The sequence below is a fragment of the Planctobacterium marinum genome (assembly GCF_020687805.1).
GTDB classification, from domain to species: Bacteria; Pseudomonadota; Gammaproteobacteria; order Enterobacterales; family Alteromonadaceae; genus Planctobacterium; species Planctobacterium marinum.
On record NZ_JAJEWQ010000001.1, the window covers coordinates 957448 to 978752 of the forward strand.

11 protein-coding genes and 1 pseudogene are annotated in these 21305 nt (G+C 48.0%); 7 read left to right on the plus strand and 5 right to left on the minus strand.

The genetic code is table 11. The annotated features are described in order from the left end of the window. Positions 1 to 162 precede the first annotated feature (162 nt). Positions 163 to 2817, plus strand: a complete 2655-nt coding sequence (locus tag LJ740_RS04375; protein WP_229527823.1) for a penicillin acylase family protein — start codon at positions 163 to 165, stop codon at positions 2815 to 2817. Positions 2818 to 2892: 75 nt separating this feature from the next. Here LJ740_RS04375 and lysC read toward each other — a convergent pair whose 3' ends face one another. Beyond that, positions 2893 to 4260: a lysine-sensitive aspartokinase 3 gene (gene lysC / locus LJ740_RS04380; protein WP_229527824.1), complete on the minus strand. Its 1368-nt coding sequence runs from the start codon at positions 4258 to 4260 to the stop codon at positions 2893 to 2895. A gap of 288 nt (positions 4261 to 4548) precedes the next feature. Next, entirely contained in the window at positions 4549 to 5205 is a 657-nt protein-coding gene (locus tag LJ740_RS04385) for a hypothetical protein (RefSeq protein ID WP_229527825.1), read from the minus strand. A gap of 261 nt (positions 5206 to 5466) precedes the next feature. Between LJ740_RS04385 and LJ740_RS04390 the strand changes: the two genes are divergently transcribed. Both LJ740_RS04390 and LJ740_RS04395 read left to right on the plus strand, forming a co-directional pair. Beyond that, positions 5467 to 7293 (plus strand): choice-of-anchor I family protein, encoded by a 1827-nt coding sequence (locus tag LJ740_RS04390; protein ID WP_229527826.1) that lies wholly within the window; start codon positions 5467 to 5469, stop codon positions 7291 to 7293. Positions 7294 to 7467: 174 nt separating this feature from the next. Next, complete coding sequence (locus LJ740_RS04395) at positions 7468 to 8481, plus strand: LacI family DNA-binding transcriptional regulator (protein WP_229527827.1); 1014 nt, start codon at positions 7468 to 7470, stop codon at positions 8479 to 8481. A gap of 9 nt (positions 8482 to 8490) precedes the next feature. Here LJ740_RS04395 and LJ740_RS04400 read toward each other — a convergent pair whose 3' ends face one another. Together LJ740_RS04400 and LJ740_RS04405 are read right to left on the minus strand one after the other, a co-directional pair. After that, on the minus strand, positions 8491 to 9825 hold the full coding sequence (locus tag LJ740_RS04400; protein WP_229527828.1) for a glycoside-pentoside-hexuronide (GPH):cation symporter: 1335 nt from the start codon (positions 9823 to 9825) through the stop codon (positions 8491 to 8493). A 34-nt stretch (positions 9826 to 9859) separates the two neighbouring features. Beyond that, complete coding sequence (locus LJ740_RS04405; RefSeq protein ID WP_229527829.1) at positions 9860 to 11188, minus strand: GH1 family beta-glucosidase; 1329 nt, start codon at positions 11186 to 11188, stop codon at positions 9860 to 9862. 257 nt (positions 11189 to 11445) lie between these two features. Here LJ740_RS04405 and LJ740_RS04410 point away from each other — a divergent pair, with 257 nt between their 5' ends. Genes LJ740_RS04410 through LJ740_RS04420 form a run of 3 tightly spaced genes read left to right on the plus strand, consistent with a single transcriptional unit; the run spans position 11446 to position 16316 of the window. Beyond that, on the plus strand, positions 11446 to 12699 hold the full coding sequence (locus LJ740_RS04410) for a sugar MFS transporter (protein ID WP_229527830.1): 1254 nt from the start codon (positions 11446 to 11448) through the stop codon (positions 12697 to 12699). Positions 12700 to 12729: 30 nt separating this feature from the next. Continuing rightward, positions 12730 to 15279 carry a glycoside hydrolase family 3 protein gene (locus LJ740_RS04415; RefSeq protein ID WP_229527831.1) on the plus strand — a complete coding sequence of 850 codons (2550 nt, stop codon included), beginning with the start codon at positions 12730 to 12732 and terminating at the stop codon, positions 15277 to 15279. After that, positions 15279 to 16316, plus strand: a complete 1038-nt coding sequence (locus LJ740_RS04420) for a glycoside hydrolase family 16 protein (RefSeq protein WP_229527832.1) — start codon at positions 15279 to 15281, stop codon at positions 16314 to 16316. Before LJ740_RS04415 ends, LJ740_RS04420 begins: the two co-directional genes overlap by 1 nt. Before the next feature lie 77 nt (positions 16317 to 16393). Here the strand turns inward: LJ740_RS04420 and LJ740_RS04425 are convergent, their stop codons facing one another. Next, the gene (locus tag LJ740_RS04425) at positions 16394 to 18151 is read right to left on the minus strand and encodes a hypothetical protein (RefSeq protein WP_229527833.1); all 1758 of its coding nucleotides are present in this window, start codon (positions 18149 to 18151) and stop codon (positions 16394 to 16396) included. A 382-nt stretch (positions 18152 to 18533) separates the two neighbouring features. On the opposite strand from LJ740_RS04425, the pseudogene LJ740_RS04430 reads away from it, so the two are divergent. Beyond that, positions 18534 to 21194, plus strand: a pseudogene (locus tag LJ740_RS04430) (family 16 glycosylhydrolase); the annotation flags it as partial. Between the last annotated feature and the right edge of the window lie 111 nt (positions 21195 to 21305).

Sequence of the window (21305 nt, forward strand, 5' to 3'; positions counted from 1 at the left end):
CTTGCAACACACCACAACGGCAAATCTAATCCTGACATCAGGCAAATGCTCAAATACAAGTGAATTTAATATCATTCATTTTTGTAAATAATATGTTAAGTTGACGAAAGTCAGACCTCTGACTAGTATCTTTCTCGACCCATTTGCAAAGGATAAACGGACATGACTAAGTTGACATTAGTATCAGCAGGATTGTTAACCGCCTCGTTGCTGGTAACAGGCTGCTCATCAGACAGCAACAACCCGCCCGACAGTGTGGCTAATCCCCCTTCCCCTTCAGTACAACCGCCTCCGACACCCACGAACCCTACTATTCCGGCACCACCCGATCCGGTTACGCCTGTACAGGCACCGGCATTCGCGGAAGGTACACTAACAGCGGATATTCGCCGCACCAGTTATGGTGTGCCCCATATTACCGCCAATAGTTTAGAGGAGTTAGCGTTCGGTAGCGGATATACGCAGGCCGAAGACCACCTTTGTATTCTTGCTGATGTCTTTGTAAAGGCGAATAGTCGACGCTCAGAATTTTTTGGACCACATGCCAGCATTAATATCGCAACGGGCGAAATTAGTGCTGCCGATAACGGCAACCTAATTTCCGACTTTGGTTATCTGGCAACGGGGATCAGAGCTGCTGCGGAAGCCAATATTGACAATTTACCCGATAGATCACGCGCAATGCTCAGTGGCTTTGCTCAGGGGTACAACAAATACCTGACTGAGTTGGCAAGCAACCCTACTCCGAACCTGCCCTGTGCGGGGCAGGCCTGGGTAATGCCGATTGAAGGTGTCGATTTACTGACTTATATGTATTCCATCGCTTTACTGCCTGGCGCCGCAAACTTTTTCGATTTAATGTTTTTCGCCAATCCAGGCGACAGTGATGAGTATCTGCCGCGCCTGGCGACGGCGGGTAAATCCTCGCAACAGGTTACTGCAGCATTGCAGGAAATCAACAAAGTTGCAGCGTCGCAAAAAGCCCATTTAACCCTGCCAGACAGAATTGCCGCGGGCCTGGGTTCCAACGGTTGGGGACTGGGTTCAGAAATGACAGAAAATGGCAAAGGCATTGTCCTGGCTAACCCCCATTTTCCCCATACCGGTCAAATTCGTTTTTTCCAGTCGCACCTGACAATTCCGGGTGTCATGGATGTTACCGGCGGTTCCCTGATCGGTATGCCTGGTGCAATCAATATTGGCTTCAATCAAAATCTGGCATGGACTCACACCTTCTCAACCGCTGAACACTTTGTGGTGTATCAATTGCAACTCGGCGAGGACCGGGAAACCTATATTTTTGACGGGCAAGCTTTACCCGTTGAAAAACGTACTGAGCAAATAATGGTGAACATTGGTACGGCAGTTGTGCCCTTTGAGAAAGATATCTACGTTACCGCGCGAGGCCCGATGATTGAAGCACCGCCAACAGCGGCCCCCTTTGTCTGGGACGACAATCAGGCGTTTTATGTGCAGGATGCCAATATGTACAACAATGACGTCCTGGAACATTGGGTGTCCATGAATCTGGCCCGCAATCTGGCGGAATTTCAGCAGGCCTTTAAAGATTACGATGGTGTCATTTTTAACAACACCCTCTACGCGGACGATCAGGGTAATGCCTGGTACATTGATGATTCAACGGTACCGAACCTCACATTGAACGCGGAAACCGGTGTTGCCAATGATCCCACATTTGCAGGTCTCAGAGCTCAGGCAGGGTTTACCGTGTTGCCAGGTAGTTCCAGTATTTTCGGGTTCACCAATGCCGAACCTTATGAGAATGCCCCTAAATTACTGACCAATACTTATGTGCAAAACTCGAATGATTCATTCTGGTTAACTAACGCAGAAATGCCCCTCAATGGCTATGTCTCGCCGCTCTATGGCGATACTCATACACCGCAAACGATGCGCTCCAGAATGGGCCAGAAACTGCTCAAAGACAGTAGTGGTGAAGATGGCAGATTCAATGCAACTGAAGTTGAAAATGCGTTATTTTCAAACCGCTCTTATTTTGCAGAGTTAGTATTGGACAATCTGCTGGCTAATTGCGAGCCGGATGAAAGCGGGCAACGCAATGTCGAAATAGCCAACGGCGAAACGGTTGATGTTGTGCCTGCCTGCAGCACACTCACAGCCTGGAATGGCATGCAAAATAGCGACAGTATCGGTGGCGGTTTGTTGCGGGAATTTGCCTATGAATTCTGTAGCAACAGTACCTGCGTTAATGCGCTGAGTGATGATTTTGATAGCGCAAATGCCACCACAACCCCGTCGGCACCGGCCAGTTATGACACGGCGTTGGTAGCATTAGCAACCGCCTGGTATAATCTGAATGAAGCGGGCTTTAATCCCGCCTCGCCATTAGGAGCAATGCAGTTTACCGAAAAGAGCCTGCCGGACGGCTCGCCATCAGGAGCAGTTATTCCCTGGCCAGGCGCAAACAACCGGGAAGGTGGCTTTAATGTCTTTGATTACAATTACAGCCAAAGCCGCGACGGTACGTTGTTACCTCACCACAGTTATGACAGAGTTGACTCGGCGGTTACCGGACAACCCCTCGCCTCAGGCCTAAGCAGTGCCGGCTATCATGTGCGCTATGGCTCCAGCTGGATGATGGTGGTGGAGTTTACCGATGATGGTCCACAAGGCAGAGGCGTTTTAACATTCTCACAATCCAATAATGCGTTTTCACCTCATTGGAATGACCAGTCAGTGCTCTATGCGCAAAGCAATGGTTTACGCCCTATCCTGTTTACTGAGGATGACATCGCGGCAAATACCCTTAGCAGCATGACACTTACCAACGATTAATCGTTACCCAAAGAAAAACGCCTGTATGCTGACATACAGGCGTTTTTTTATACCATGTTAAAATGACCGTTCGCGTTATCTGGCCAGGTTTTCAGCCAGCAAATGTTGGTGCAGCTCCTTTATCACACCGGTACTGGCTTCTTCATCCACCAGAAACGAGATATTGTGTGGATTCGCGCCGTAACTGATCATTCTGATTCTGACGGTTTCCAACACCTCAAATATTTTGCCAGCACCACCGTGTTTCGCGTGTAGTTTATTGCCAACAATCGTGATCAGGTCCAGCTTTGGTGTTACCTCTACAATGCAGATTTTTTCCAGTTCTGCTAACGCCCGGGTTGACGCCTGCGCCAGATTGGTAGCATGCCAGGCGTTGAAAGTCAGAGATATAAAGGTTTCTGATGTAGTAATTAAATCGATACTCAACCCAAACTGATCCAGGATGTTAAATACCTTGCCGATAAACTGCGTAGTACGTTCCATTTTAGGCGTGTGCAGTGTTACCAATTGCTGCTCTTTGCGTCGGGTTATTGCTCTGAATGTCGGTTCAAACTGACAATCTTTAACGATAGTGGTGCCGCCCTGCTCAGGGGCACGGGTACTGCCCACAAATACCGGAATATTTTGCCTTAACGTTGGCGCTAATGTTGCTGGATGTAGTACTTTCGCACCAAAGTTTGCCATCTCTGCAGCTTCGTCATAGCTCAGTTCAGCAATGGGATAGGCTCGTTCATCGATACGTGGGTCAGTGCTAAACACCCCGGCCACATCAGTCCAGATCTCACAGCGTTTTGCGGATAACGCTTCAGATAATAAAGCGGCAGTATAATCGGAACCGCCCCGGCCTAACGTCGTAGTGTCTCCCCAGGCGGTTTTGCCTATAAAGCCCTGGGTTACCAAAACCCGCTCTGCAAGCAGTGGGGTCATGTCTTTTTGGGCGCGAATGGCGAGTTGCTCAATATCGGGTGTAGCAGAGCCAAAATTGTCGTCGGTCAGCATCACCTGTCTGACATCGAACTCCAGAGCCGCCACGCCACTTTCATTAAAACAGGCAGCCAGCAACAAAGAAGCCAGCCGTTCACCGTACGACAGTAATTCATCCTGTAACATCGGGCTTTCATTGATGCCATCAGCGTAGACGACCTTTTGGATGCCGGCAAACAGGTTGTCCAATTTAGGCTTAACACTTTGCTTGTCGTTGAGTTGTTCATAAATGTCAAAAATTTGCTGCTCTATTCGCTGCAAAATAATCTCTTTATCTTCTCCGGACATGGGCGTTTTACCCAATTCCACCAGATGGTTGGTGATGCCCGCCGGGGCACTGGTTACCACCAGTTTGCAGTCTGTATTCTGGGAAACGATACGCACACAGTTTTTCATAGCCTCAAAATTTGCGACGCTGGTGCCACCAAATTTTGCTATGACCAGGGAAGAATCATGCATTTATAAAAAGCCTCAGTTTAATTACCGGTACAGTTTAATCATAGTCAGGTTTATAAGGGTAACAATTTCTCAGTATTTAACCCAGAGGCCATCTAATACTTTAGGCTAAAATGCTCAATTGGGGGGTTCCAATGCCGATAAAACTTATGAGACGATGCGTCTTGAAACATGCCAACAAGGCATAACCGCCCCTTGTAAACTAGCTTGAGAGTGGTCCGGATATGCGCTTTGTTGGTATTGATTCCCTTCCAACGTTTTGGGCGGATGTGGTTAACTTAGCTAAATTGGCTAGGTAGCATCCGCCTGTTTTCCAAAGCGCTCCTGATATTCTTCTTTGGCAATACCATAATTCCCCAGTTTCAGGTTGCCTGACTCAACACTGAGAAAGCGGTTCTGTTGCAATTGTTCACTGGTTTTCAGCAAATAAGCTTCAATATCTTTGTCCGATGTGTCGTCATTCTTTAAGGATTGTGCATAATCCCGGGCGGTCACCTGTTCACTGAGCTCTGACAGCATCATTACCTTTTCCATGCGCTCACTAAGCCTGCTGTCACGATTCAGATAATCAACCAACTTGTTTAAAGATTTATTGTCGGCTTGTTCAGAAGCCAGTTGCCACTTTCCATCAGATAGTTGCAGTGGCGGAATGTTAGACAGGTTGAGATCTTCAGTGACACTTTTCAGTTCATTTTTGACCTGCTTAAAATAGAAATCCAGCATGTCATTAACTTTGTCACCGGTGACACTGCTTTCACCGCTAATTATCTGATCAACCATGTTGTCGATAGACTGCACGTTGACCAGGCTATTTTGAATGGCATCCACATCCTGAGCACTGTTCTTTGCTCCTAAATTCTGCATGTCACTGACAAATTGTGCATTGGATCGTTGATCGTCGATGTACTGGAAAAGTGAAGTCGCCTGCGAAGCTGTTGTTGATAACATAATAAGTCAAAAATTCGTTAACCCTGCATCTGTTCAGCAATAACCGGACCAACTTAATAGCTACAGCCAAACTTTCCGGGGCCACCTGTTCTGACCCGTTCAGCCGTCAATTGGCGCATCGAAAATTAACATCAAAACCTGTCCAGATGGTCATAAACCATTGAAAGATTTAATAATTTCGTAGCCATTCTGTCACATTCTCTATTTTTAATATTGGGCCTGACTTTCAGCCCAAATGTGCAAATTAAAATAGGATTAATCATGAAACGTACACTTCTTTCTTTGGCAGTGATTGCTATTCTGGCCGGTTGTTCCGGCGATGATGGTGACGATGGTGCAATCGGTCCACAGGGACCACAAGGTGCTCAGGGTGACACTGGCTCACCAGGTACCCCAGGACAAGATGCCACATTAGGTGTAAGCATGAGTGTTGTAGGGCGGGCACAACTGAATCCTGAAGACCCCGAAGGCGCGGCAGAAATCGTACAATACCATGCAGCCACGCAAACTGTGTTCGCTATCAATAGTGCTGCCGATGCACCTACTGTTGAAATGATTGATATTTCCGGACTCACCGCAGAGGCATTGAGCAACCCGTTAACCAGCACAAATTTAACGTCAACCGCGCTGGTACTGGAAACCAGCGCCAATGGCATTGCATTAGGTGGACCCAACAGCATTGCCGTATCAGGTGACTGGATGGCGATTGCTGTCGCTGCAGATGCGCATGCCGATAACGGTGTAGTGTTGTTTTACAATGGTCTTGATGCCGCTACACCGGTCTTTGTTAAAGCCGTTACCGTTGGTAATCTGCCGGACATGGTCACTTTCACGCCTGATGGCAGTAAAGTGATTGTTGCCAACGAAGGCGAACCTGCCGGTGATTATTCGGTTGATCCGGAAGGCTCTGTGGCCATTATCAACATGACTGATGGCATGCCAGCAGATACCGCCACTATTCTCAACTTTACTGCCTACAACGGTATGCAGGACGCTTTAGAAGCTCAGGGAATGCACTTCCCTAATCCCAATGGCCGCACCATCAATGGCAACCTTATCAATGTGTCGGTTGCTCAGGATTTAGAGCCGGAATACATTGCTGCCACGAATGAGGTGGCCTACGTTGCACTGCAGGAAAATAACGGTCTGGCGATCGTAGATTTAACCGACAATAGTCTCGAAGTGGTGGGTTTAGGCTTTAAGGATTGGAGCGACCTGTTGATTGATGGTATGGAAGATGGTGCTGTTAGTTTCGGCTCCTACGACAACCTTTATGGAATGTACCAACCCGATACCATCGCAACCTACAGCTGGAACAATGCTGATTTCGTCGTTACCGCCAATGAAGGGGATGCCAGAGAATATTTCTTTGACACCCTAAATGCCGAAGGAAACCAGGACGAAGACTTGTGTGATGTCGCTGGCGGACAAGACTTTGACGAAGATGATGGCTGTCTCTCCTACACGGATGAAACTCAGGGCCGCCGCCTTGATTTTGCAGCAGGTTCATCACTGGCAATGAACGCCGGTGACGATCCCGAAGATTTTGACTTTACCGCCTTCCCCATTGGTCGCCTGACAGTAACCGCGGAGCTGGGCGACAGTGACGGCGATGGGGTATACGAAAACATATATGCCTACGGTGCTCGCTCTTTTACCATCTGGGATAGCAATGGTCTGGTAGTATTCGATTCCGGTGATGATTTTGAACGCATTACTGCATCGGTACACGGTGATGAATTCAATAACAACGACGATGCAAATGAAGGTGATTCACGCTCTGCCAACAAAGGGCCTGAACCGGAAGCTCTGACGATTGGTACTGTGGGTGACAGAACCTATGCCTTTATTGGTCTTGAGCGTATGGGCGGGATTTTCGTTTACGATATTACCAATCCCTACAACACGCAGTTTGTTGAATATGTGATCAACCGTGACACCACTGAAGGTGCAAACTTGACAGGTGATTCCGCACCGGAAGGCATGGTCTTTGTCTCTGCCGATCAAAGCCCCAGCGGCAATGCACTGGTGGTCATTGGTAATGAAATCAGTGGCACAGTAACAATCTGGCAAGTTACTCCAAACTAAAAATCAGACAAAATGATAAAGTGATAAGGCGCCCCGGCGCCTTTTGCTGAGTTCAGTATTGTATGATTGCCCATTCTTTGGGCAATCCGGCTATGAATCGTTTGACAAACCCTAAGAAGCTGAGAATATAGAACATTAATTCTTTCTCATACGAGTGCTCAGCGTTCTTATTTTATGGCAACAATCAAACAAGTTTCCGAACTGGCTGGTGTATCATTAGCAACAGTTTCCCGGGTCATAAATGATACCGATCAGGTAAAACCCGCCACCCGCGCCAAAGTCGAAGATGCCATGAAAAAGCTGGGTTACCGCCCCAACTTTATTGCTCAGTCACTTGCCTCCAATAAAAGTAATACCGTGGGCTATGTTGTACCGGAATTACACGGATCGTTTTTTGGCGACATGTTATCCGGTTCAGAAAGGCTGTTAAAGAAAGCCAAGAAGCATCTGTTTATCGCTGCCGGACACAGTAATGAAGAAGATGAAATCAAGGCCATCGAATCCTTACTTGGCAGACGATGTGATGCACTAATCTTGCATCTGGAAGCGGTCTCAAACGACTATCTTATTGAACTGTCCAAAGACAATGTTGATTTTGTGGTGGTTAACCGTTACATCCCGGAAATTGCCGACCGCTGTATCAGTCTGGATAATGTCAAAGGTGGCTATATCGCCACGAAAACGTTAATCCGCTACGGCCATCGCGACATTGCTTATATTTCAGGTTCGTTGTGGAAATCTGACGCCGCCGACCGGTTGGCAGGTCACAAACAAGCATTACAGGATGCCAATATTCCCTACAATCGCCTGCGCGTATTCGAAGGCAACTTCCAGGCCAGCTCCGGGTATGAGGGAATGCTGTCATTTTTGAACTCAGGACAAGCACCAACTGCGGTGGCTTGTGCCAATGATGAAATGGCTTATGGGGCGGCTGATGCTATCCGTGAACGCGGATTATCTATTCCCGATGATATCTCGTTGGTGGGTTTTGATAACATCGAATTTTCCCGCTTTTCCCATCCAAAACTGAGCACAGTTGACTACCCTACCCGCGCTATCGGAGAAACGGCAGCCAACTGGATATTAAGTCGCATATACGGCCAGGGGCCATTTGATGCTACCCACATTTTTATGCCTGAACTCATAAGTCGGGACAGTATCGCCATGCTGAAGAGTGACAAGGCATAGCGTTTTCAGTTAACTGACCCGGGTTAAATCTGGCAGATCGCGATGGATATCATCGAGTTTTTGCTCTGTCAGGTTGTAAAACTTCATTACCACGGCCACCAGGATAAAACTGATGGCCGGATACAGAGTAAAGGACAACAATATGCCTTGTTTCGCGACATCGGTTTGCTCTGTGTCAGCGACGTAGCCATATGCAGCCAATAACCAACCCGCGATTGCGCCACCGATGGCCAATCCCAATTTAATAAAAAACACTACCGAAGAATACACCAGGCCGTTGATCCTGATACCGCTTTTCCAATGCCCATAATCCACCACATCGGCCATTTTAGCCCAAAGCAATGGCGTACCAATCTGCAAGCTGAAACACCATAAGAAGTACAGTGCAAAAGCTAATATAATCTGCTGATCGCCCACAAAAAAAGCAGCAATGGAAAAACCGGCAGCAATCAGTTGCATCGCAATATACAACTTGATTTTGCATATCCGTTTAGCCAGGTAAGCCGAATACGCACAACCTAAAATATTGCCAATCATGCCCAAAGTCACAAACCAGGTAATCAAATCTTCTCTGAGCAGGTAGTACTTCACATAATAAATGGCCAGCGTTGAGCGCATCACAATGCCGGTTAACACAAAAATGGCGGCCAGACACAAAATTCGCCATTGGTCGTTATGCCATAAAATAGCCAGTTCTTTTTTGAAGTCAGATTTTTGCGTTACCGGTGGATGCACGCGTTCTTTAGTACCGGCAAAACACAATAAAAACAGGATCACACCTAAAATACTCATGGCCGTGATCGTTAACTGATATCCTCTGGCTTTATCGCCTTGTCCTAACAAATCTACCAGAGGGATAGTCAGCGCCGTAACTAACAGTCCACCAAGCATGCCAAATACAAAGCGATAAGACTGGATTGAAACCCGCTCTCTTGGATCAGCGGTCAAGACTCCCCCCAGCGCAGAATAAGGAATATTGATAGCCGTGTAGGCCATCATTAACAACGTATAGGTGACAAAGGCATATATCATCTTGCCATTTTCGGACAGTTCCGGCGTGGTAAAGGCCAGAATACTGATCACCGCAAAGGGGATCGCTAACCAGAGTAAATAAGGGCGAAATTTGCCATATTTGGTATTGGTGCGGTCAGTCAACGCCCCCATCAGAGGGTCAGTGATGGCATCAACGACCCGGACCGCTAAAAACAATATGCCGACGACCGCCGGAGAAATACCGAAGATATCGGTATAAAAAAATGACAGGAACAGCATGACCGTTTGAAAAATGATATTGCTTGCGGTATCCCCTAACCCGTAAGCCACTTTTTCTTTTACTGATACCATTTAGCTTTTCATCCCCAAATAATGCGCACAACACTTACCGAGCCAACAGAAATTCCCGATAGGCAAGGCCACTTTGTTTTATGATTCTTTTTTGATCCTGATAGTCTACGTAAACAATACCAAATCGTTTTAAATAGCCTTCTGCCCATTCAAAATTGTCCATCAGACTCCAGGCAAAATAGCCGCGAATATCTACTCCCAGTGCCATGGCTTGTTCAACAGCATGCAGATGCGTTCTGAAATAAGCAACGCGTGCTTTGTCTACAACGGCACCGTCTTTCAACACATCCGGCATTGCCGCGCCATTTTCGGTTATGTACATGGGTGGTAGCTGATATTGTTCATGAAGTTGCACTAAAATATCCGTTAAGCCTTGCGGGTAAATCTCCCACCCCATATCAGTGAGTGGCAAGGGCTTTTTGGAAGATTCCCGGAATCCCTCCTGTGGATCGGCAACATACCTTTCACGTGTATAGTAATTAATTCCAAGATAGTCCAGCTTTGCCGCTATTATTTCCAGATCACCATCCACAATATCGGGTTTTTCTTCTTCGGGTAGTTGTTCAATAAGCGTGGGATATTCGCCGGTTAGCAGTGGGCAGATGTACCACTGATTAAAGTGTTCGTCGGCCAGTCTGGCGGCAATTTGATCCTCATGGCTATCAGTTTCACCATATCTGGGACTGACATTGACCACGATGCCACTTTCACTGTCAGGGCAATTCTGGCGCAGCTTTGCCATTGCCAAACCATGTGCCAGCAATAAATAATGTGCGGCTTTTTTACCAAACTCACGCCCGACTTTGCCGGGAGCATGAACGCCAATTTCATAGCCCAGGTAAGCGCTACAAAACGGTTCGTTTAACGTGGCCCAGGAATACACGTATTCTCCGAGCGCTTTACTGACCACATCAGCATAATGGGCAAACTGATAAGCCGTTTCCCGATTAAGCCAGCCGCCGGCATCTTCAAGGTATTGTGGCAAATCCCAGTGATACAGGGTGACATATGCTTTAATATTAAGGGCTTTTAATCGCTTGAGAATATTGAGGTAAAACTGAATTCCCTCAGGTTTTACATTCCCCTGTGCATCCACTACGCGGCCCCAGGAAATGGAAAAGCGATAGGCATCAACGCCCAGATGCGATATCAACTCCAGGTCTTCATGCCATAACTCGTAATGATTGCAGGCGATGTCCCCGTTGGAGTTGTCACGAATTGCTCCCTCTTTTGCGCAAAACGTATCCCAAATGTTTCGGTCACGGGTATTAATTCCACCTTCAATCTGAAAAGCAGCAGTGGCGACACCAAAACAAAAGTTCTTCTTTCGTAGCGGAGAATGTGGAGCAATATCTAATTTCATAACAGAGTTTATCCGGCAGAATTCAGCAATAATATAGGCTGCTACTAACGGGCAATCTTCACTACCCGGCTTTGGTTTCGCTTGAGAATCGTCAGCAACCGTCCTGTAAGCGCTTACATTTTCACTCAAAAAAATTTGTTAAGAAAATTTAAATGTAAGCGCTTTCATTTATGTTAATGTGTTGTTACAATGCCGTCAAACAAATATTTCATTTATAGTGAAAAAACACTTAGCACTATTACAAGGCGGACAAGTCTATGGCTGGAATTTCAGCGGGAAATACAAATAACGTGCAACCACAGGATGTGCAGATAAATAATCGCTTTGCACTCATTTCGTTAACTTCTTTGTTTTTTATCTGGGGATTGATCACATCACTGAATGACATACTAATCCCACACCTTAAAGGTGTTTTTGAACTTACCTACACTCAGGCAATGTTGGTGCAGTTTTGTTTTTTCAGCGCCTATTTTCTGGTCTCTATCCCCGCCGGACGGCTCATACAAAAATCGGGCTACCAGCTCGGAATCTTCATCGGTCTGGTAACCGCCGCCGTTGGCTGCTTAATATTTATCCCTTCCGCACAAATTCCTGCGTACTGGATGTTCCTTGGAGCGCTATTTATCCTGGCATCGGGGATCACCATATTGCAGGTAGCGGCTAATCCATTAGTTACGCTGATGGGCAAGCCAGAAACGGCATCAGCAAGACTGAATATGACCCAGGCGTTTAATTCCCTGGGAGCCACCGCAGGCCCAATTGTTGGTGGTATTTTGATTTTCGGTGGAACACACGGTGCGGACGGCGCCTCAGTCGATAAAGTGATCGTTCCCTATCTGGGATTAGCCGTTATTCTTATCGCCCTTGGTATCTATTTTAAAATGATCCACATCCCGGATACGCACACCACGGAAGCCAGCGATGCAGAAGTACCGGCCAACGACAGCATCTGGCGACATAAACACCTGATTCTCGGCGCCATTGGCATATTTACCTATGTCGGTGCCGAAGTGTCCATTGGTAGCTTTTTAGTGAGCTATTTAGGCGAAGCCAATATCGGCAATATGTCAGAAGCACAGGCCGCTAATTACGTTGCCTATTTCTGGGGAGGTGCGCTGATAGGTCGTTTTATTGGTGCCGCTCTGATGAGTTATATCGCAGCCAACAAGATCCTGGCGTTCAATGGTGCAATGTCCATCTTATTACTTGCCGCCACCATGAGCTTTGATGGTGCGATTGCCATGTGGTCGGTTATTGCCGTGGGTCTTTGTAACTCCATCATGTTCCCCACCATTTTCAGTCTGGCCATCAAAAAATTGGGCCCTCTAACCAGCCAGGGTTCCGGATTGTTGTGTTTGGCTATTGTTGGCGGTGCGGTAATCCCTCTGTGTCAGGGCGTACTGGCTGACACCATTGGTATTCAGGCCTCATTTGTATTGCCGCTGGTTTGCTATGTCTACATCGCATTTTTTGGCTTTAAGGGCTTTAAGCCCCGCGGAACTGAATACTAACAGACAACCCGAATTCAAAGGTAAGTTACAATGAGTAAAACACTTTCTCTCCTTGCGTCCAGCATTGCGACATTATTATTGGCAGGTTGCCAGCCGGCAGTTACGGAGCAAAATACCGGCGCAGATACTTCTCGGGCTGAACCTAACGTTCATGCAATCTGGCCAAAACTGGATATCGCTATTAAACCTGATGCCGCTGTCGAAGCCAAAGTGAAAGAACTGCTTTCGGGTATGACATTGCCACAAAAAGTGGCACAGGTTATCCAGCCTGAAATCCGTGACATTAGTGTTGAGGATATGCGTCGATATGGATTCGGCTCCTATCTCAATGGTGGCGGCGCCTATCCGGACAATAACAAACACGCCACTGTATCCGACTGGGTAGCACTGGCGGAGGCCATGTATCAGGCTTCAATCGACGACAGCCTGGATGGTTCCGGCATTCCTACCATGTGGGGTACTGACGCCGTTCACGGTCACAATAACGTGATTGGTGCCACGATTTTTCCGCACAATATCGGTTTGGGTGCCGCGAATGATCCAGACCTGATCAAACGCATTGCGGGCGCAACGTCAATCGAAGTTCAGGCAACCGGTATCGACTGGATTTTTGCGCCTACCGTTGCCGCTGCTCGCGATGATCGTTGGGGCCGAACCTATGAAAGTTATTCAGAAGATCCGGCGATAATCCGGGATTATTCAGAAGCGATAGTGCAAGGCCTTCAGGGTGATGATGAAAGCGACTTTTTTGGTGACGACAAAGTCATCTCAACAGTTAAACACTTTATCGGTGATGGTGGCACAGAAAAGGGCGACGATCAGGGCAACAACATCGCTGACGAAGCAACCTTATTCACTATCCATGCTCAGGGTTACGTAGGCGGTTTAAGCGCAGGTTCGCAAACTGTCATGGCGTCGTTTAACAGCTGGCATGGTGAAAAAATTCATGGCAAAAAATACCTGTTAACCGATGTGCTGAAAACGCGAATGGGCTTTGATGGTTTTGTGGTTGGCGACTGGAATGGTCACGGTCAGATAAAAGGTTGCAGTAATGAAAACTGTGCTCAGGCCATGAATGCCGGGCTGGACGTTTATATGGTACCCACCCAGGCGTGGAAACCACTCTATGAAAACCTGATTGCTCAGGTACAATCCGGAGAAATCCCCCAGTCCCGACTTGATGATGCCGTAACCAGAGTGTTGCGCGTTAAAGTGCGCGCCGGTTTATTCGACAAACCATCACCTGCGAATCGACCTCACGCCAACAAACAGTCGCTGATTGGTGCTCAGGCTCACAGAGATATTGCCCGTGAAGCGGTTCGAAAATCACTGGTGTTACTGAAAAACAATCAACAAACTCTGCCGCTTTCTCCCAATCAGAAAGTCCTGGTGGCCGGTGATGCCGCACACAATATTGGCAAACAATCGGGTGGCTGGAGTATTACCTGGCAGGGAACGGGCAACAACAATTCAGATTTTCCCGGTGGTACCTCCATTTACGACGGTATAGCTTCAGTAGTGACTCAGGCAGGCGGTCAAGTTGAGCTGTCTGAGCAAGGCACATTTACTGAAAAGCCGGATGTTGCAATCGTGGTATTTGGCGAGGAGCCTTATGCTGAAGGCAATGGCGATTTAGACAATGTGGAATATCAACGCGGCAGTAAATCCGACCTTGCCCTACTCAAATCACTTAAAGCTCAGGATATCCCGGTGGTTTCTCTGTTTATCAGTGGCAGACCAATGTGGGTGAATCCCGAAATCAACGCTTCTGACGCTTTTGTCGCCGCCTGGTTACCCGGCTCAGAAGGACAAGGCATTGCCGATGTATTGTTCACCGATAGCCAGGGTGAAATCCAACATGATTTTCACGGGAAACTCAGCTTCAGTTGGCCGAAGACACCTCAACAACAAGCCAATAAGGGCGAGGCAGATTACGCTCCGTTATTCCCCTACGGGTACGGGTTAAGTTATCGTTCTGACGCCAAACCAATCACAATGCTGGCTGAGGACAATGGCAGTTCTGGCGCGACACTGGATGATCGGGCCTTATATCAGGGGGCGGTGAAAGCCCCCTGGCAACTGGCCGCGGTCGATGCTCAGGGGCAACAGGTTATGACCGCCAGTGTGCTTAACAGCGATGCAATCAAGGTCAGAACCCGTGACCGACGGGTGCAGGAAGATGCGTTGCAAATAACCTGGCTCAATGACGCGGCATTTGGTTTGTACAGCCCCTTTCCCGATGACCTCATGGGTTTCCTGGAATCCGGAGCCAGCCTGCAGTTTGACGTAAACGTGACCAGCATCAGTGATAGTGTGCAACTCAAATTGATCTGTATGGATAACTGCGTCAACAGCATAGACCTCACCGCAACACTGAGTGCGGCGCAGGGTAACGCCTGGCAAACCGTGCAACTGCCACTGCAATGCCTGGCGAAGCAAGGTGTTAACTTTACAAAAATTATGTCCCCTTTCGCATTGCATGCAACACAAGGGACGCAGTTGCAGATATCCGATGTCATACTCACCAGTCAACCTGAGGAAAGTGCATCCATACCGCAATCCTGTCGGAGTGAACAATAATGTTAAAAAATCCTAAGTTATTATCGCTTTCCCTGGCGTTATTCGCCTGCAACAGTCTGGCTGAACAGCCAGCGCCGGAAAAAGTTAACTGGCAAGACAAAGGCTGGCAGTTAATTTGGCAGGATGAATTTAATGGTTACCGGGTTGATGAGACTAAATGGAGCTATGAAATCAACTGCTGGGGAGGCGGGAATGATGAGCAACAATGTTACGTAGACAAACCCGGCAATTTTGAGTTTATCGACGGTATCATGCATATTGTGGCCAGAAAAGAAGCCCATACCGGCGCCAGTGAAACAGAAGATTCGCCTGCCTGGGATCCTACCCAGACCCGCACCCTCCCCTTTACTTCAGGACGTTTGCGCAGCAAAAACAAAGGAGATTGGCGCTACGGACGGTTTGAAATGCGGGCCCGGCTGCCTCATGGACAAGGCACATGGCCGGCATTCTGGATGCTACCCACTGATAACGTCTATGGCGGCTGGGCTGCTTCGGGCGAAATTGACATTATGGAGGCAGTCAATATCGGGGTTAACACAGACAAATCTGGCACCCTGAGCCCCGAAGCAGAAACCCGGGTTCACGGCACCCTTCACTATGGACGAACCTGGCCGGAAAATGTGTATTCCGGAACCTGGTACGAATTGCCGGGTAAACTCAGCCCGGCAACGGGATTTCACACCTACGCAGTAGAGTGGGAAGAAGGTGAAATTCGTTGGTACATGGATGATGTGCATTATGCTACGCAGCGCTCTTCCGGTTGGTTTTCGGAATTAAAAAGTGATTCAGGTGAGGTAAAAAGCAATCCAGGCCATGCGCCTTTTGATCAACGCTTTCATCTGATCCTGAATCTCGCAGTGGGTGGCGCCTGGGCATCAAATGTTAACGAAAAAGGCATTGATCACCAGGTCTTTCCACAGCGTTTTAGTATTGACTATGTAAGAGCCTATCAATGTAGTAAAGATCCGGAAACAGGCAAAGGCTGTGCGTCAGTTAGTCAGCATGCCAAAGTCGTTACCGGCAAAGACAGTCACTAGAGCGGGTTGATCTTTACGGTGCCTTTTTGCACACAGGCGCAGTCCAATGGATTCGCAACAGGTAACAGGTTGCACCATTAAATAAACAGGTTTTGTGCGGTCAGACGCAAAACCTGTTGCCCTTCTTCCAGCACCACCTCTAAAACGTCACCAACTGCCTGAATTTGCCACCGTCGGTTAATTTGACAGGCCGAATTTGCATCACCGGTTTCAAAATAGGAGAAACCTTGTAAATCGGTTTCAGCAGCAAACACCAATGTCGTGTTGCAGCGCTGTTTAGGATAATAAACGCGCCCTGTGGTCATAGAATCCGTCAGTACCAGTCGCACGGTTTCGCAGGTTTCACCACAGATTGACAACTGATAGAAACCACCCAGATCTCGACGTTTGTGATGGATTTTGCTGGGTACCGGTGGGGTTTCGGTGGCATTGACCTGTGCAACTAACAGGGGTAACTTCAGTGAATCGAATCCGGTCAGTGATGCATCGTAGTAATAAAACAGCGGCCGCAACGCCACTTCAATCACCTTACCCCATTGCGACTGAAGGTGCTCCGGAAACAAAACCCGTTCCGTCTCGGTTCGGGGTAACCACAAAAAGATTGCTGTCCAGATAAAGGGCACCACAACTAACGGTGACAGAGACGCATTAATTAGTGGATTTATACGCTGCTTCATTCGACGCGCCCGAATCAGAAAACGGGTGCGCACGTACGCAGCCAGGCAGATAAACACAACAAAGGTACTCACCAGCACGGCATAGGTCGGTAAAAACACCAGAGCAAAGCTCTTGCGCATCAGGTTAAACGCTTCCTGTGGTATATCTTTTGGCGACTGCACCAGTTGCCTTGACCAATGCCGGGCAACCTCCCCTTCTAAAGCATAGATGTCTTCGGCATGAACAATAGGGGCAACGGAGGGAAATCTGGCTTTGACGATAGTATTCAGGCAGCGGCTAACAGACAATAAAAAACGCTGCTCTGGCGGGCCTGTTGTTGCCTCAGGTAAGGCCGACAAGCTGCAATGATAAACTTCCGATAGGCGCGCAATATCAAATCGTGTGTAGCGGCTTTGAGTCGTTAAGAATGCCTCAAATTGCGCCACAGCAGTATCGATATACAACGTCCTTTCCGGCTCTGAGCTTTTGGTGTTATCCAGCCCTTCAACAATTGGGTAAAAATCATCAATTTTGTCTTTGAATCCCTGATAAATAGCAATAGCAGGTTTGGCTACTTTGGCGGGCAGGCCGGTGTCGAGCAACATCAGGGCGAGTTCATCAGCCAGCACATCACTGGTTTGCAAAGTGTGTAAATAGCTTTCATTAAGGCAAACATGTAACGGCAAATATAAGCGCACCAATTGCTTATGGCTGTTTTCCGCAAGCCGTTCCGCGCCCACAAACCGGTGATAGTCCGGTAGATTGCCATTGCTAAAGAGTCGGTTAGCGGCATTGCCTAATAAGCTGCAATGAACAATATTTTTAGACGCGTTTTTCTCCATCACCAGGTATAGCTCTTTCATGGCGACATAACCCATAATCGTCACCAGAATAAAACATCCCAACTTGATAGAAACACGACGCACAGCACTGGTTCTGTTCAGGCCTTTATGCAGCGATAAACCGATCAGTACTGAAAGTCCAAGCCCGGCGCCTGAAATAACTCTTCCGGTTGTTTCCAATTGGGTCAGATCAGAAATGTGCTCACTGACATAGAGACTATTCACCAGCACGGTCAAAAAATACATTTCCGCCAGCAAATAGCCCACAACGGCAAACAACAACAAGGGTTGCCAGATAATTTGTGATTTTAATCCGGTTTTAGCAGCAACAGACATGGGTGGTATTGGGAGTTATCCGTATCTAATCGTTTCTATTTTTTACCCGCAAAACGCACTGTAAAAAGCGAGATTTGCGTCGCGGTAAAACACCTTCAAGATTCAGTTTAGTTCAGAATGTTAAAAATATGTTGACTTGAGCAACACATATTTTTAACATTGATGAAAGCGCTTACATTATGCGTTATTTTTTGAAACAAAAATGTAAGCGCTTTCATAAGAAGTACTGCAAGCAAACAAGGAAATTCAGTTTTCCCGTAGCTGAACAGAATTGTTTGACTTGCCCAAATGAGCATTACTCCGTCACAAGCACTTTGCAGCAACACACACGGCTGAGCGACGTAAACGGGGCTAATTAAATAAAATGACTTTGGAGAGCAACATGGTAAGTTACAGAGCGAACAAGCTCACACACATTATCTCAGCTTCCTTACTATCAGCCGGTCTGTTAGGGTGCGGCGGTGGTAGTGACACCACGAATACAATCATAGACCCATCGATCGCAACCCCACCTGTAACGGCCACAGACCAGCCGGACAGTGACTGGGAATTAGTATGGAGCGATGAATTTGACGGCGCCGACATTGATTCTGACAAATGGACCCATGAGGTCAATTGTCAGGGCGGCGGCAACAATGAAAAACAATGTTATACCGATGACCCGCGTAACTCTTTTGTTACTGACGGCATGCTTAATATTGTTGCCATGCCCACCTCCGAAGATCAGGATCTCCCACTGCCCTATACTTCGGCGCGATTAAACACTAAATACAAAGGTGATTTTACCTATGGTCGTTTCGAAGCCCGTATAAAATTACCCCAGGGACAAGGTTCCTGGCCGGCATTCTGGATGCTGCCTACAGATGAAGAATATGGCGGTTGGCCCAAATCGGGTGAAATTGATATTTTAGAAGCGGTTAACCTGGGTGTTGTAGACGCCGAAAGCGGTGTTGCCGAATCTAACATTCACGGTACCTTGCACTATGGATTCGACTGGCCCAACAATATGAGTTCAGGCCAGAGCTATACCCCAACCAGCAACCCGGCTGACGGCTTCCACACATACGCTATCGAATGGCAGGAAGGCGAAATTCGCTGGTATATGGATGGTTACCTGTTTGCGACACAACGCAAATCAGTGGTCAGAAGGCTGAATGACGGTACGGCCGTGGGCCTTTCTCACCGCGGCTGGTTTGTGCCACAATTTAACTCAGTCACCGGCGAAGAAGAAAACGTTTATAGCGCCGCTCCATTTGACCAAAATTTTCATATGATTCTGAATTTTGCCGTTGGTGGAAACTGGCCTGAAAACGTTAACAATTTGGGCATTGATGAAAGTGCCTTTGAAGGCGGTCAGGCCATGCAAGTGGACTATGTTCGGGTTTACGAGTGTTCGTCTGACCGAAACACCGGTAAAGGCTGCGAAACGGTTCGCCCTGGCTATGATGAAGAAGGCGACGGATTGGTAGAAGGCGCAGCGCCTATCCCTACACCGCCAGCTCCACCGTCAGTTGATCCGGTAACCATTTTTGCTGATGAAGAAAATCCAGATTGGCCATTGTGGGACTGCTGCGGCGGTACGACCCCTGAAGTGGTAATGGATGATGCACAACACGGTGCGGTAGCGGAATTTAAAATCCTGGACAACAACGGCACAGTATTGGGCTTTTATGGTCGCGATGCCGGCGCACTGGATGCCTCGCCATCCTTGTCTGATGGTAGCCTGCGCTTTGATATGAAAGTGGTCACAGAACCTACCACCGCCACGAGCTGGTTGTTAAAAGTTGAAGCCAATGGCAATACGTCATTTGCCGAAGTACCTCTGAATGCCAGCACTGAAGGCGCTGATCCGGTATTGGGTGAATGGCAAACCTACACCTTCCCGCTATCCTACCTGTCTGATCAAGGACTGGATGTCAGCGGTATTGATGTCATTATGATTTTCCCGGCCTGGGGCACAGGTGATGGCGCGACATTCCGTGTAGACAACCTGATTGTCGGTCCGGAAGGCAGTGCACCTTCGGTTGAACTGGTACTGTTTGAAGACAGCGCCAATATCGAATGGCCACTTTGGGATTGCTGTGGCGGAACAACGCCGGTTGAAGCCATGGACGATGAAGAGCACGGTACTGTGGCAGAGTTCGAAATTCTGGATAACAACGGTACGGTAATGGGCTTCTTTGGCCGTGACAATGGCCCGTTTGACGCTTCCAGTATTCTGTCTGATGGCGTACTTGAGTTTGACATGAAAGTGGTTAATGCCCCTGCAGGCGAAACCAGTTGGTTGCTCAAGGTCGAAGCGCACGGCAACACTTCTTTTGCCGAAGTTACGCTAAACACCAGTACTCAGGGTCAGGATCCGGTCACCGGCGAATGGCAAACTTACACCTTCCCTCTGCTGGCTTTGTCAGATGCGGGACTGGATGTCAGCGGCATTGATATCGTGATGATTTTCCCGGCTTGGGGAACAGGTGCAGGCGCAACGTACAGAGTAGATAACGCTAAAATCTATGATCCTAATGCTTCCTCAGGTAGCTCAACCGGTCCTCTGTTAGCGGTTTTCGCTGATGCGGAAAACGAAGCTTGGCCGATGTGGGATTGCTGTGGTGGCACTACGCCCGCCGTCGCAATGGACGATGCCGATCATGGTTCTGTAGCGGAATTTCAGATTCTGGACAACAACGGCACTGTGATGGGATTTAACAGCCGTGACAGCGGCGAACCTTTCGATGCCAGTAGCATTCTGACTACCGGGGTATTTCAATTTGAAATGAAAGTGGTATCACCGCCCTCTTCCAGCACAGACTGGTTGTTAAAAATCGAAGCGCATGGCAACACCTCATTCGTAGAAGTGCCTTTGAATACCAGTCAGGAAGGCGTGGACCCGGTAACAGGCGAATGGCAAACCTACACCTTTGACTTATTAAGTTTGAGTGATGCTGGTTTAGACGTCAGTGGTATTGATGTGATTATGATCTTCCCTGCCTGGGGCACTGGTGAGGGTGCAACCTATCGCGTAGACAATGTCTATGTTGGTAACCCCAGTGACATATCGGGCGGTGGTTCAGGTGGCGGCAGCTCTGCCAACGCCGCTCTGACACTGTTTGCCGACAGCGAAAATGAGAACTGGCCAATGTGGGATTGTTGCGGCGGT